15 protein-coding genes and 1 tRNA gene are annotated in these 12208 nt (G+C 69.5%); 11 read left to right on the top strand and 5 right to left on the bottom strand.

The features are described from left to right. The 6 genes from ACZ7LV_RS30870 (at nt 1) to ACZ7LV_RS30845 (ending at nt 4465) form a co-directional block, all read left to right on the top strand. A complete protein-coding gene (locus tag ACZ7LV_RS30870; RefSeq protein WP_471944139.1) occupies nt 1–594 on the top strand; it encodes a DUF2017 domain-containing protein in 594 nt (197 codons plus the stop codon). Between the two features lie 364 nt (nt 595–958). Beyond that, nucleotides 959–2377 carry an amino acid permease gene (locus ACZ7LV_RS30865; RefSeq protein WP_471944137.1) on the top strand — a complete coding sequence of 473 codons (1419 nt, stop codon included), beginning with the start codon at nt 959–961 and terminating at the stop codon, nt 2375–2377. Between the two features lie 131 nt (nt 2378–2508). Continuing rightward, a complete protein-coding gene (locus tag ACZ7LV_RS30860; protein WP_471944135.1) occupies nt 2509–2931 on the top strand; it encodes a M67 family metallopeptidase in 423 nt (140 codons plus the stop codon). Nucleotides 2932–3010: 79 nt separating this feature from the next. After that, on the top strand, nt 3011–3106 hold the full coding sequence (locus tag ACZ7LV_RS30855) for a putative leader peptide (protein ID WP_450975594.1): 96 nt from the start codon (nt 3011–3013) through the stop codon (nt 3104–3106). Between the two features lie 116 nt (nt 3107–3222). Next, nucleotides 3223–3501: a MoaD/ThiS family protein gene (locus ACZ7LV_RS30850; protein ID WP_471944132.1), complete on the top strand. Its 279-nt coding sequence runs from the start codon at nt 3223–3225 to the stop codon at nt 3499–3501. Between the two features lie 13 nt (nt 3502–3514). Then, the gene (locus ACZ7LV_RS30845; RefSeq protein WP_471944130.1) at nt 3515–4465 is read left to right on the top strand and encodes a PLP-dependent cysteine synthase family protein; all 951 of its coding nucleotides are present in this window, start codon (nt 3515–3517) and stop codon (nt 4463–4465) included. A gap of 25 nt (nt 4466–4490) precedes the next feature. On the opposite strand, the gene ACZ7LV_RS30840 is transcribed toward ACZ7LV_RS30845, so the two are convergent. Beyond that, nucleotides 4491–4934 carry a type II toxin-antitoxin system PemK/MazF family toxin gene (locus ACZ7LV_RS30840; RefSeq protein WP_471944128.1) on the bottom strand — a complete coding sequence of 148 codons (444 nt, stop codon included), beginning with the start codon at nt 4932–4934 and terminating at the stop codon, nt 4491–4493. Nucleotides 4935–5174: 240 nt separating this feature from the next. On the opposite strand from ACZ7LV_RS30840, the gene ACZ7LV_RS30835 reads away from it, so the two are divergent. Further along, nucleotides 5175–5927: an MBL fold metallo-hydrolase gene (locus ACZ7LV_RS30835; RefSeq protein ID WP_471944126.1), complete on the top strand. Its 753-nt coding sequence runs from the start codon at nt 5175–5177 to the stop codon at nt 5925–5927. Between the two features lie 101 nt (nt 5928–6028). Here the strand turns inward: ACZ7LV_RS30835 and ACZ7LV_RS30830 are convergent, their stop codons facing one another. Then, nucleotides 6029–7294 carry a PTS transporter subunit EIIC gene (locus tag ACZ7LV_RS30830; protein WP_471944124.1) on the bottom strand — a complete coding sequence of 422 codons (1266 nt, stop codon included), beginning with the start codon at nt 7292–7294 and terminating at the stop codon, nt 6029–6031. Between the two features lie 167 nt (nt 7295–7461). After that, nucleotides 7462–8748 carry a PTS transporter subunit EIIC gene (locus ACZ7LV_RS30825; protein ID WP_471944122.1) on the bottom strand — a complete coding sequence of 429 codons (1287 nt, stop codon included), beginning with the start codon at nt 8746–8748 and terminating at the stop codon, nt 7462–7464. A 184-nt stretch (nt 8749–8932) separates the two neighbouring features. On the opposite strand from ACZ7LV_RS30825, the gene ACZ7LV_RS30820 reads away from it, so the two are divergent. The 4 genes from ACZ7LV_RS30820 to rdgB all read left to right on the top strand — a co-directional run bounded on the left by ACZ7LV_RS30820 (nt 8933) and on the right by rdgB (nt 11424). Further along, complete coding sequence (locus ACZ7LV_RS30820; RefSeq protein ID WP_393104696.1) at nt 8933–9166, top strand: PTS sugar transporter subunit IIB; 234 nt, start codon at nt 8933–8935, stop codon at nt 9164–9166. Between the two features lie 95 nt (nt 9167–9261). Then, nucleotides 9262–9999: a ribonuclease PH gene (gene rph / locus ACZ7LV_RS30815; RefSeq protein WP_471944120.1), complete on the top strand. Its 738-nt coding sequence runs from the start codon at nt 9262–9264 to the stop codon at nt 9997–9999. A gap of 374 nt (nt 10000–10373) precedes the next feature. Next, nucleotides 10374–10775 (top strand): hypothetical protein, encoded by a 402-nt coding sequence (locus ACZ7LV_RS30810; RefSeq protein ID WP_471944118.1) that lies wholly within the window; start codon nt 10374–10376, stop codon nt 10773–10775. 46 nt (nt 10776–10821) lie between these two features. Continuing rightward, nucleotides 10822–11424: an RdgB/HAM1 family non-canonical purine NTP pyrophosphatase gene (gene rdgB / locus ACZ7LV_RS30805; protein ID WP_471944116.1), complete on the top strand. Its 603-nt coding sequence runs from the start codon at nt 10822–10824 to the stop codon at nt 11422–11424. A 61-nt stretch (nt 11425–11485) separates the two neighbouring features. On the opposite strand, the gene ACZ7LV_RS30800 is transcribed toward rdgB, so the two are convergent. After that, nucleotides 11486–11570, bottom strand: a tRNA-Leu gene (locus ACZ7LV_RS30800). Between the two features lie 151 nt (nt 11571–11721). Then, on the bottom strand, nt 11722–12189 hold the full coding sequence (gene bcp, locus ACZ7LV_RS30795; protein WP_471944114.1) for a thioredoxin-dependent thiol peroxidase: 468 nt from the start codon (nt 12187–12189) through the stop codon (nt 11722–11724). Nucleotides 12190–12208: the final 19 nt, after the last annotated feature.

The following is a 12208-nucleotide window of genomic DNA, read 5'->3' as shown; positions in this document are numbered from 1 at the left end:
ATGCCAGGAACCTTCGAACCGCTCCCCGGCGGCGGCGCGGCCGTCGCCCTCGACGACGTCGAGATCTCCATCATCCGGTCGCTGGCCGTCCAGCTGCTGGAGCTCATCGGCCCCGGCCCCGGCGAGGACGCCTCCGCCGACCCGCTGGCCGAGCTGTTCGCCGAGGGACCGAGCGAACCGCCCTCCGACCCGGTGCTCCGCCGCCTGTTCCCGGACGCCTACAGCGACCCCGAGCAGCCGCAGGAGGACGAGGAGCAGCGGGCGCACTCCGCCGAGTTCCGCCGCTACACCGAGAACGACCTGCGGGCCGGCAAGCGGGAGAACGCCCTCGCGGTGATCCGCTCGCTGGACGAGCTGGCCTCCCCGGGGGACGGCGGGGCGGTGCTGCAGCTGACCCCTGAGCGGTCTCAGCAGTGGCTGGGCGCCCTGAACGATCTGCGTCTCGCCATCGGTTCCCGGCTGGAGATCTCCGACGAGGACGACACCGATCTTCTCTACGGACTGCCGGACGAGGACCCGCGCAAGCCCATGGTGATGGCCTATCTGTGGCTCGGAGGGCTTCAGGAGACATTGGTCTCCACCCTTATGCCCTGAGATCTCCACCCTTTTGCCCTGATTGTGAAGGCGATGTGTTCGCTCAGCGGACGCTCAATTCCGGATAACGATCCTGTCACCGCTGTGGCCGCCTTTGGGCTCTTTGGTACTTATTTGTCCGGTTCTTCCTGTGTCGTGCGCCACATACCCCTCGGGCGATCAATGTTGCGGCCGTGATAAATCTTCACGACCGCCCGGCGAACACCACCCTTATGTCGCGCCGGGTGCGCCACCGAGCCGGCGACCGTCGGCCAGGCACGAGCGGCCTTGGGAGGGCTGCTCAGCTCCATCAATCCGGGGGGATCGAAACCCGATCCGAGGCCGACGAGAGGTCCGGATCGGCATGGAGAAAGGCGCACTACACATGGCCTCTGAGAAGGTCACGGACGCTCCTGAAGAGGGGTACGAGCGCGGGCTCGGCAGCCGTCAGGTCCAGATGATCGCGATCGGCGGCGCCATCGGCGTCGGCCTCTTCCTGGGTGCCGGGGCGAACATCGCCAAGGCCGGCCCCAGCCTGATCCTGATGTACGCCCTCGCCGGCGTGATCATCTTCTTCATCATGCGGGCGCTCGGCGAGCTCCTGCTCTACCGCCCCGTCTCGGGTTCCTTCGCGGAGTACTCCCGCGAGTTCCTCGGCCCGTTCTTCGGTTACTTCACCGGCTGGACGTACTGGCTGATGTGGGTCGTCACCGGCATGGCGGAACTCACCGCCGCCGCGATCTACGTCAACTACTGGTTCCCGTCCATTCCCCAATGGGTGACGGCACTGGTCTTCCTGGTGATCCTGTTCGGGGTCAACCTGATCTCCGTGAAGCTCTTCGGCGAGCTGGAGTTCTGGTTCTCGATGGTCAAGGTCACGGCCCTGATCGGCATGATCGTGATCGGCCTCGGCGTGCTGACCTTCGGCTTCAGCAGCGCCGGCGACACGGCCGCCGTCTCCAACCTCTGGGCCTTCGACGGCTTCTTCCCCAAGGGCATCGGCTCCTCCCTGATGACCCTTCAGGGCGTCATGTTCGCCTACCTCGCGGTCGAGCTGGTCGGTGTCACGGCCGGCGAGTCCGAGAACCCCGAGAAGACCCTCCCCAAGGCGATCAACACCCTGCCCTGGCGCATCGCCCTGTTCTACGTCGGTGCCCTCACCGTCATCCTCTGCGTCGTGAAGTGGACCGAGTTCGCGCCAGGTGTCAGCCCGTTCGTCGAGGCCTTCGCGCAGATCGGCATCCCGGCGGGCGCGGCCATCGTCAACTTCGTGGTGCTCACCGCGGCGCTGTCGTCCTGCAACTCCGGCATGTACTCCACGGGCCGCATGCTGCGGAACCTGGCGGAGAGCGGCGAGGCCCCGCGGGTCTTCACCAAGCTGTCGTCGACCAAGACCCCCGCTCTGGGCATCCTGGTCTCCGTCTGCTTCATGGGCATCGGCGTGGTCCTGAACTACGTCGTCCCGGAGAAGGCCTTCGGCTACGTCACCTCCATCGCCACCGCCGCCGGCATCTGGACCTGGCTGATGATCCTGATCAGCCACGTCCTGTACCGCCGCGCGGTCGACGCGGGCCGGCTGCCCGCCTCGTCCTTCCCGGCTCCGGGCGGCGCGAAGTGCTCGTACGTCGCCATCGCGTTCCTGCTGTTCGTGACCGGCATCATCGCCTACGACGCCGACGCCCGCGTCTGCCTCTACGTGATGGCCGGCTGGGCCGCGGCCCTGTGGGTCGGCTGGATGGTCCTCAAGGCACGCAACCCGCAGATCGCCGAGCGTCGCACCTCGGAGCTCGAGAAGGTCGGCTGACCAACGCGAGGACGTCCGGCGGCAGCGAGCGCTCGTGGTGCTCTCTGCCGCCGCCGCTCCGGACGTCCGGCATGTGGGCCGTCCCGTACCACCCCTCGGTACGGGACGGCCCTCTGCTTATCCTGACGGGCATGCTGACCATCACCCAGGACCTGTACGACCGGATCGTCGCCCACGCGCGTGAGGACCACCCCGACGAGGCGTGCGGCGTGGTCGCGGGCCCGGTGGGCGAGGGCCGCCCCGAGCGCTTCGTGCCGATGCTGAACGCCGCCCGCTCGCCCACGTTCTACGAGTTCGACTCCGGCGATCTCCTCAAGCTCTACCGCGAGATGGACGACCGCGACGAGGACCCGGTGATCATCTACCACTCGCACACGGCGACCGAGGCCTACCCGTCCCGCACGGACATCTCCTACGCCAACGAGCCCGGCGCCCACTACGTCCTCGTGTCCACCGCGGACACCGACGGTCTCGGCGACTTCCAGTTCCGCTCCTTCCGGATCGTCGAGGGCGAGGTCACGGAGGAGGAGGTCAGGGTCGTGGAATCCTACTGATCCCGGGATTCGGTCAGATTTCATCCACCATCCGAGATCACATTCCAGGACCCGGACCAGGAATCGATACGATGAGCCCATGGTTTCCCTCGACGTGAGCGACAAGACGCCGGGCGCCCTGCTCGTGGCGCGGCTGCACGTCGACCTGTGCAGGCTCGCCAGCGCCATCTGTTGACGCCGACGCCTGCCGCCGTACGGCCGTGAGCCGCGGCGCGACGTACGCACGACCTGCTGTCACCGCGCTGCCGCGCGCCCACCGAACCTGACTTCTCCCGACAGGAGCCCTGAGCCATGGCCATCGAGGTCCGCATCCCCACCATCCTCCGCCAGTACACCGACGGTCAGAAGGCCGTCGAAGGCGCCGGGGCCACCCTCGCCGACCTGTTCGCCGACCTCGACACCCGGCACACGGGCATCCAGGCCCGCATCGTGGACGGCGACCAGCTGCGCCGCTTCGTCAACGTCTATCTGAACGACGAGGACGTCCGCTTCCTCGACGGCATCAACACCAAGCTGACCGACGGCGACAACGTCACGATCCTGCCGGCCGTGGCCGGCGGCATGGCCTGAGGCTCCGGGCCCGATGCGTTACGACTCCCCGCTGGCCGCGGTGGGCAACACCCCGTTGGTGCGCCTGCCGCGGCTCTCGCCGTCCGCCGAGGTCCGGATCTGGGCCAAGCTGGAGGACCGCAACCCGACCGGCTCGATCAAGGACCGCCCGGCCCTGCACATGATCGAGCAGGCCGAGAAGGACGGCCGGCTCACCCCGGGCTGCACCATCCTGGAGCCCACCTCCGGCAACACCGGCATCTCCCTCGCCATGGCGGCCAAGCTCAAGGGCTACCGGATGGTGTGCGTGATGCCCGAGAACACCTCGCAGGAACGCCGGGACCTGCTCGGCATGTGGGGCGCGGAGATCATCTCCTCCCCGGCGGCGGGCGGCTCCAACACCGCCGTGCGCGTCGCCAAGGAACTCTCCGCCGAGCACCCCGACTGGGTGATGCTCTACCAGTACGGCAACCCGGACAACGCCGGCGCGCACTACGCCACCACCGGCCCGGAGATCCTCGCCGACCTGCCCTCCCTCACCCACTTCGTCGCGGGCCTCGGCACCACGGGCACCCTGATGGGCGTCGGCCGCTTCCTACGCGAGCAGCGCCCGGACATCAAGATCGTCGCCGCCGAGCCGCGCTACGACGACCTGGTGTACGGCCTGCGCAACCTCGACGAGGGCTTCGTACCGGAGCTGTACGACGCCTCCGTGCTGACCACCCGCTTCTCGGTCGGCTCCGCCGACGCGGTCACCCGCACGCGTGAACTGCTCCAGCAGGAGGGCATCTTCGCGGGCGTCTCCACCGGCGCGGCCCTGCACGCCGCGATCGGTGTCGGCACCAAGGCGCTCAAGGCCGGCGAGAGCGCGGACATCGTGTTCGTCGTGGCCGACGGCGGCTGGAAGTACCTCTCCACGGGCGTCTACACGGCGGCCACCACGGAGGAAGCGATCGAGACCCTGCAGGGTCAGCTCTGGGCCTGACCCCCGCCCCGCGCAGGCACAGGCCCTAGGTCGCCAGGTGGCGGACCTGGTCCCACAGGACCGGGTCCACCACCCCGACCCGGCGCCGGAACTCCCACAGCGCGACCTCACGCAGCTCGTCCGTCTCCAGGAAGCTCGTCCGGCCCTGGGTGTCCCCGACCGAACCCGGCGGCAGCGGGATCACCCCGGCCCGTTCGTCGTGGTACTTGCTGGTGATCTTCGCGACCGTGGCCCGCCGCCCGTGCACCGCCAGCACCAGGCACGGCCGGTCCTTGGCGCCGGGCCCGTCCTCGTAGGGCACGTTGGCCCACCAGATCTCCGCCGCCCGCGGCCGTGCCGCCGGCCCTTCCGGGTGCCCGGGTGGCCGCGTCCGCCGGCCCGCGGGACGCCGCCCCCAGCCGTCCACGAGCGCGGCGACCAGCGCGAGCAGCACCACCGCTGCGAGTGCCAACCACCAGGACGTGTCCATACGATGACGTTACCGGCGTACGCACCCGCCCGCGCGCCCTCCCCCGCGCCCGCTCGCCCCACCGCGGCCCGCACGACGTGGGGGCGGCGCCCGCCGGGTCCAGCCGAACCGGTGACAGCACAGGTGAGTTCCCCCACAACGGCCCCTGGCGGAGGAGCGACCGGACCTTTCGCGCCTTACGCTCGACGGACCGCACGACCCCCCCGATACTCCCCATCCGCCCGCGGAGGTTTCTGCTTCATGAAGCTCACCGTCGTCGGCTGCTCCGGGTCGTTCCCGTCCGCGGAATCGGCTTGTTCGAGCTACCTCATCGAGGCCGACGGCTTCCGGCTGCTCCTCGACATGGGCAATGGCGCCCTGGGCGAGTTGCAGCGCCACTGCGGTCTCTACGACCTCGACGCGATCTTCCTCAGCCATCTGCACGCCGACCACTGCATCGACATGCTCGGCTACTTCGTGGCGCGCTACTACCGTCACGACGGCGGCCGCTGCGACCCGCTCCCGGTCTACGGGCCCGAGGGCACCGAGCACCGTCTGACCACCGCCTACGCCGACACCCCGTCGGCCTCCTCCATGAGCGAGGTCTTCGACTTCCACACCGTCAAGCCGTCCACGTTCGACATCGGCCCCTTCACGGTGCACACCGAGCGGGTGGCCCACCCGGTGGAGGCGTACGGCATCCGGGTCGAGCACGCCGGACGGACGCTCACGTACTCCGGCGACACCGGCGTCAGCGGCGCCCTGGACGAACTGGCCCGGGACACCGACCTCTTCCTGTGCGAGGCCGCCTTCACGCACGGCAAGGAGCACATCCCCGACCTGCACCTCAACGGCCGCGAGGCGGGCGAGACGGCCACCCGGGCGGGCGCCCGCCGGCTGCTCCTCACCCACATCCCCCCGTGGACCGACCCGCAGGTCAACCTCGCCGACGCCCGCGCGGTCTACGACGGTCCGGTGGAACTGGCGCTGCCCAGGAAGTCGTACGACGTCTGACCGTACGGCAGGACACGCGCCGGGCACCCGGCGCCCCGACAACACGACGAAGGCCCCCGGACGCCGTCCGGGGGCCTTCGTACGGTCGGGACCGACCGGGGCTACTTCGCCTCGGCCTTCTGCAGTTCCGCCAGTTCCTCGTCGGACTCGCGGCCCGGCGTCGGGAGGTTGAACTTGGTGATCGCGAAGCGGAAGACCACGTAGTAGACGGCCGCGAAGCAGAGGCCGACCAGGGCCAGGCCCCACGGGTTGGTCGCGATGCCCAGGTTCAGGAAGAAGTCGACCGCGCCGGCCGAGAAGCCGAAGCCGTCCTTCATGCCCAGCGCCCAGGTCAGCGCCATGGAGACACCGGTCAGCACCGCGTGCAGGGCGTAGAGCACCGGCGCGATGAACATGAAGGTGAACTCGATCGGCTCGGTGACACCGGTGACGAACGAGGTCAGCGCGAGGGAGAACATCATGCCGCCGACGACCTTGCGGCGCTCCGGGCGGGCGCAGTGCACGATCGCGAGGCAGGCGGCCGGCAGGGCGAACATCATGATCGGGAAGAAGCCGGTCATGAACTGGCCCGCGGTCGGGTCACCGGCCAGGAAGCGGGCGATGTCGCCGCTCTTGCCCTCGTACTCGCCCGCCTGGAACCACGGGAAGGAGTTCAGCAGGTGGTGCATGCCGATCGGGATCAGCGCGCGGTTGGCGACACCGAAGATGCCCGCGCCCACGGCGCCGGAGCCGACCAGCCACTCACCGAAGTTGTGCAGACCCGTGCCGAGCACCGGCCAGATGTAGCCGAAGACGATGCCGATGAGCAGACCCGCGAAGGCCGCCAGGATCGGGACCAGGCGGCGACCGCCGAAGAAGCCCGCCCAGTCGGGCAGCTTGGTGCGGTAGAAGCGCTGGTAGAGCAGCGCGACGACGATGCCCATGACCACGCCGCCGAGGACCTTGGCGTCCACCGCCTGCTCGACCATGACGATCTTGCCGTCGACTATGGCTTCCTTCTTGGGCAGGCTGCCGTCCGTGAACGTGCCCAGCACGTTCTTGAAGACGAGGTAGCCGACGACGGCCGCGAGCGCGGTCGAGCCGTCCGACTTCTTCGCGAAGCCGATCGCGATGCCCACCGCGAAGAGCAGCGCCATGTTGTCGAGAATGGCGTTGCCGCCGGCCGTCATGAAGCCCGCGATCTTCGTGAGGAAGGCGGGGTACTCCGGGTCGCCGAGCATGTCGGCGTTGCCGAAGCGGACCAGCAGCGCGGCGGCGGGCAGCACGGCGACCGGCAGCATCAGGCTGCGGCCGATACGCTGCAGAACAGCCATCGTGCCGGAGCCCTTCTTCTTCTCGGCCGCGGGAGCGGCGCTGGCCGTGGACACAACTTCCTCCAGTGGGCATGGCGCCGCCCAGCAACGGAAAGGGAAGGGGGACGGCGGCGTCCAGGTGGTCTACACCATCAGTGGTGTAGACCTGTTGTAGCACGATGAAGGCCGCATAAGGAACCCGCGATTCTTGCTACCGAGCCGCTACCCGCAGTGGCCGTTCCTCAGGACTTGGTGACGTCCTCGACCTCGTCCTCCGGCTCCCGTCCGGGCGTCTTCAGATCGAACCTGGTGATCGCGAACCGGAAGATCGCGTAGTAGAGGACCGCGAAGGCCAGCCCGATCGGCACCAGCAGCCACGGCTTCGTCGCCAGGTTCCAGTTGATGACGTAGTCGATCAGTCCCGCCGAGAAGCTGAAGCCGTCCTTCGCGCCCAGACCCCACGACACCGCCATCGACACACCGGTCAGCAGCGCGTGGACGACGTAGAGGGCGGGGGCGACGAAGAGGAACGAGTACTCCAGGGGCTCGGTGATGCCGGTGACGAACGACGTCAGGGCCACCGACAGCATCAGCCCGCCGACCTCCTTGCGACGGTCCGGCCTGGCGCAGTGCGTCATCGCGAGGGCCGCGGCGGGCAGCGCGAACATCATGATCGGGAAGAAGCCCGTGGTGAACTGGCCCGCGTCCGGGTCGCCCGCCAGGAACATGTTGATGTCGCCGTGCACCACCGTGCCGTCGGGCTCGACGTACGTACCGAACTGGAACCAGATGGGCACGTTCAGGAACTGGTGCAGGCCGACCACCAGCAGCGCCCGGTTCGCGACCCCGAACACCGCCGCGCCCCACGCGCCCAGATCGCTCATCCAGTCGCTGAAGCTCTCCAGCGCCGCGCCGATCGGCGGCCAGACCCACAGGCACAGCGCCGCGAACCCGATCGCGACGAACGCCATGATGATCGGCACCAGCCGCCGGCCGTTGAAGAAGCCGAGCCAGTCCACCAGCTTCGTACGGTGGTAGCGCTGCCAGAAGAAGGCGGACAGCAGCCCCATCACGATCCCACCGAACACCCCCGGGTTCTGGTACGTGAAGACCGACACCGTCCCGTCGTTGGCCTGACAGCCCGCGACGATCACCCGCGCCCCGGCCGGGCACTCCTGCGGGAACTGGCGCAGCACCGAGAAGTAGACGAGGAACCCCGCCACCGCCGCGAGCGCGGTCGAGCCGTCCGACTTCTTCGCCATGCCGATCGCGACACCCACACAGAAGAGAAGGGGGAGCCCGAGCGCGCTGTCCAGCAGCGCCCCGCCCGCGCCCGCCATCACCTTGGAGACGTCGGTCCAGCCCAGCCCCTCGTCGCCGAACAGGTCCGGCTGTCCCAGCCGGTTGAGGATGCCGGCGGCCGGGAGGACGGCGATGGGAAGCTGGAGGCTGCGCCCCATCTTCTGCATGCCTTGGAAGAGGGCGCTCCAGCGGCTGCGAGAGGGGCGTGCGACGCTGTCGGCACTCATCGGACTCCTCCCGGAGGGACCGGGTTTGGCGAGCGTCCGCCAGGTGGTGTAGACCAGTCGGCGGAAGGCTCCGCTGTCGTGACGCCATCATTCGGTACGCAGGCCATGACCGCTCGCGAAGCTGGGCCAACTGTGGGTTACTGCGACAAAGCGCTTCGGACCAGGTCGGATCAGGGAGAAGGACATGGCCAGCAAGGCTGAGAAGATCGTTGCCGGGCTCGGTGGCATCGACAACATCGAAGAGGTCGAAGGCTGCATCACGCGGCTGCGGGTGGAGGTGTCCGACCCCGCGCTGGTCGACGACGCCGCCCTCAAGGGCGCCGGCGCCCACGGCGTCGTGAAGATGGGCACCGCCATCCAGGTCGTCATCGGCACCGACGCCGACCCCCTCGCCGCGGACATCGAAGACATGATGTGACCCTGGCCGGCTCCGGAAGGGGCCCTTCCCGCACCGGGAAGGGCCCCTTCCGCATGCGGGTCCGAGCAGCGGTGACGGGGGGCTAGGCTCGACCCATGTCTCGCATCGACGGCCGCACCCCCGAACAGCTCCGCCCGGTCACCATCGAACGTGGCTGGAGCAAGCACGCCGAGGGCTCCGTCCTCGTCTCCTTCGGCGACACCAAGGTCTTCTGCACCGCCTCCGTGACGGAGGGCGTGCCGCGCTGGCGCAAGGGCAGCGGAGAGGGCTGGGTCACCGCGGAATACGCGATGCTGCCCCGCTCCACCAACACCCGGGGCGACCGCGAGTCGGTCAAGGGCAGGATCGGGGGCCGTACGCACGAGATCTCCCGCCTCATCGGCCGCTCCCTGCGCGCGGTCATCGACTACAAGGCGCTCGGCGAGAACACCATCGTCCTCGACTGCGACGTCCTCCAGGCCGACGGCGGCACCCGCACCGCCGCCATCACCGGCGCGTACGTCGCCCTGGCCGACGCCGTCACCTGGGCCCAGGGCAAGAAGCTGATCCGGGCCGGCCGTCAGCCCCTGACCGGCACCGTCAGCGCGGTGTCCGTCGGCATCGTCGGCGGCGTCCCGCTGCTCGACCTCTGCTACGAGGAGGACGTGCGCGCCGAGACCGACATGAACGTCGTCTGCACCGGCGACGGACGCTTCGTCGAGGTCCAGGGCACCGCGGAGGCCGAGCCGTTCGCCCGCGAGGAGCTCAACGCGCTCCTCGACCTCGCGGTGGCCGGCTGCACCGAACTCTCCGCCCTGCAGCGGGCGGCGCTGACGGTGACCAGCGAGAAGTAGGGCGCCGCCCCGCGGGCCGGGATCGGGGAGGCCGCGCCGCGCGGGTCGGGTCAGGCTCCGGCCGCCGGGTGGGGCCGGCTCCGTCCCTGCCGCTCGGGGGAGGGTCCGCCGGCCCGGCGAGGAATGCTCTGCCCGTGCGGCGCGAGGAATGCTGCTCTGCCTGCGCGGCGCGAGAAATGCTCTGCCCGTGCGGCGCGAGAAATGCTCTGCCCGTTCGGCGCGCGGAAGGTAAAGGGCGCACAAAAAGCTGTGGTCGGTGCGGGCAACCGTCCCGCGCGCGGCCGCGTCTCATGAGGTACGGGCGCACGGCTCATCCCTGTGCGCCCGGCCAGCAGCCGGGCCCGTCGGGCCCGATCCGAGGGAGGGACCGTTCCATGGCCGAGAGCCGCCGCCGACGCCGTACCGCAGCCGTCGCCGCCACATTTGCGGCCGTCGTGCTGACCGCCGGGCTCACCACCGGTTGCGACGCCGTGAGCAAGGCACTCGACTGCGTCCAGACCGCCGACGCCATCGCCGACAGCGTCACGGATCTCCAGCAGGCTGTCGAGAGCGCCGCCAACGACCCGACGCAGCTCGCGGAGTCCCTCGACTCCATCGAGCAGAACCTCGGCGAGATCGGCGACAAGACCGACAACGCCGACGTCAACAAGGCGGTCGACGACCTCCAGCAGGCCGTCGACAACGTCCGCACGTCCGTGGAGAACGGCGACGAGACCCCCGACATCAGCCCGATCACGGACGCGGCCGGCGAGCTGACCAAGGTCTGCACTCCGTAAGCCGCGCGCGGGCGAGCCGGGGCACCGGGGCCTGGATACTGAGGGCATGACCCGCTTGATCCTCGCCACCCGCAACCCCGGAAAGATCACCGAGCTGAAGGCGATCCTCGCCGACGCAGGTCTGCCGCACGACCTCGTCGGCGCGGACGCCTACCCCGACATCCCCGACGTCCGGGAAACAGGCGTGACCTTCGCCGAGAACGCCCTGCTCAAGGCCCACGCCCTCGCCCAGGCCACCGGCCTGCCCGCGGTCGCCGACGACTCGGGCCTGTGCGTCGACGTCCTCGGCGGCGCGCCGGGCATCTTCTCGGCCCGCTGGTCCGGCCGGCACGGCGACGACCGCGCCAACCTCGAACTCCTGCTGGCCCAGCTCTCCGACATCGCCGAGGAGCACCGCGGCGCCCACTTCGCCTGCGCGGCGGCGCTCGCTCTGCCGGACGGCACGGAACGGGTGGTCGAGGGCCGGCTGACGGGCGTACTGCGCCACGAGCCGATCGGCACCCACGGCTTCGGCTACGACCCGATCCTCCAGCCCGAGGGCGAGACCCGCACCTGCGCGGAACTGAGCCCCGACGAGAAGAACGCCATCAGCCACCGAGGCAAGGCATTCCGCGCACTGGTCCCAGCGGTACGGGACCTGCTCGGCTGACCCCGAGAGCACGACGAGGGGCGCTCCACCGGCCGGTGGAGCGCCCCTCGTCACAGGGAGGTGCGGTCGGTGGGACTCGAACCCACACGGGATTTCTCCCACGGGCACCTAAAACCCGCGCGTATCGCCTATTTCGCCACGACCGCCCCAAAACGGACATCCGGTTGTGCGATGCCGCTCGGCGACCTCAGTGTACGGGGGCACCCGTCCCGCCGGAGCCTGGACTTCGCGCACCATGTCACCGTCAGGGCGTGGCAGTTCGCGCGGCGGCCTTCCCGTCGTGGGGCGGTCGGACGGTCAGACGCCCAGGTCCTTGATGATTTTGGCTACGTGGCCCGTGGCCTTGACGTTGTAGAGGGCGCGTTCGACCTTGCCCTCCTCGTCGACGATCACCGTGGAGCGGATGACGCCGACGACCGTCTTGCCGTAGAGCTTCTTCTCGCCGAAGGCGCCGTAGGACTCCAGGACCTGCTTGTCGGGGTCGGCGAGCAGGGTGACCTTCAGGGACTCCTGTTCGCGGAACTTCGCGAGCTTGACGGGCTTGTCCGGCGAGATGCCGATGACGTCGTAGCCGGCGCCGGCGAGCACGTCGAGGTTGTCCGTGAAGTCGCAGGCCTGCTTGGTGCAGCCTCGCGTCAGCGCCGCGGGGTAGAAGTAGACGATGACCTTGCGGCCCTTGTGGTCCGCGAGGGACACCTCGTGACCGTCGGCGTCGGGCAGGGTGAAGGCGGGGGCCACGTCCCCGGGCTGGAGTCGTTCGCTCATCGATCCAGCGTAACCGGGG

The sequence above is a fragment of the Streptomyces sp. NPDC107562 genome (genome assembly GCF_055657325.1).
Note: the sequence above shows the minus strand (reverse complement) of the source record. Positions and strands in the feature narration are given on the sequence as shown.

Excerpts from the sequence above, each read along its gene's own strand:
- ACZ7LV_RS30870 (WP_471944139.1), top strand. The coding sequence starts at position 1 with ATGCCAGGAACCTTCGAACCGCTCCCCGGCGGCGGCGCGGCCGTCGCC.
- ACZ7LV_RS30855 (WP_450975594.1), top strand. The coding sequence starts at position 3,011 with ATGGTTTCCCTCGACGTGAGCGACAAGACGCCGGGCGCCCTGCTCGTG.
- bcp (WP_471944114.1), bottom strand. The coding sequence starts at position 12,189 with ATGAGCGAACGACTCCAGCCCGGGGACGTGGCCCCCGCCTTCACCCTG.
- ACZ7LV_RS30825 (WP_471944122.1), bottom strand. The coding sequence starts at position 8,748 with ATGAGTGCCGACAGCGTCGCACGCCCCTCTCGCAGCCGCTGGAGCGCC.
- ACZ7LV_RS30865 (WP_471944137.1), top strand. The coding sequence starts at position 959 with ATGGCCTCTGAGAAGGTCACGGACGCTCCTGAAGAGGGGTACGAGCGC.
- ACZ7LV_RS30845 (WP_471944130.1), top strand. The coding sequence starts at position 3,515 with ATGCGTTACGACTCCCCGCTGGCCGCGGTGGGCAACACCCCGTTGGTG.
- ACZ7LV_RS30850 (WP_471944132.1), top strand. The coding sequence starts at position 3,223 with ATGGCCATCGAGGTCCGCATCCCCACCATCCTCCGCCAGTACACCGAC.
- ACZ7LV_RS30860 (WP_471944135.1), top strand. The coding sequence starts at position 2,509 with ATGCTGACCATCACCCAGGACCTGTACGACCGGATCGTCGCCCACGCG.
- rdgB (WP_471944116.1), top strand. The coding sequence starts at position 10,822 with ATGACCCGCTTGATCCTCGCCACCCGCAACCCCGGAAAGATCACCGAG.
- rph (WP_471944120.1), top strand. The coding sequence starts at position 9,262 with ATGTCTCGCATCGACGGCCGCACCCCCGAACAGCTCCGCCCGGTCACC.
- ACZ7LV_RS30835 (WP_471944126.1), top strand. The coding sequence starts at position 5,175 with ATGAAGCTCACCGTCGTCGGCTGCTCCGGGTCGTTCCCGTCCGCGGAA.
- ACZ7LV_RS30810 (WP_471944118.1), top strand. The coding sequence starts at position 10,374 with ATGGCCGAGAGCCGCCGCCGACGCCGTACCGCAGCCGTCGCCGCCACA.
- ACZ7LV_RS30820 (WP_393104696.1), top strand. The coding sequence starts at position 8,933 with ATGGCCAGCAAGGCTGAGAAGATCGTTGCCGGGCTCGGTGGCATCGAC.
- ACZ7LV_RS30840 (WP_471944128.1), bottom strand. The coding sequence starts at position 4,934 with ATGGACACGTCCTGGTGGTTGGCACTCGCAGCGGTGGTGCTGCTCGCG.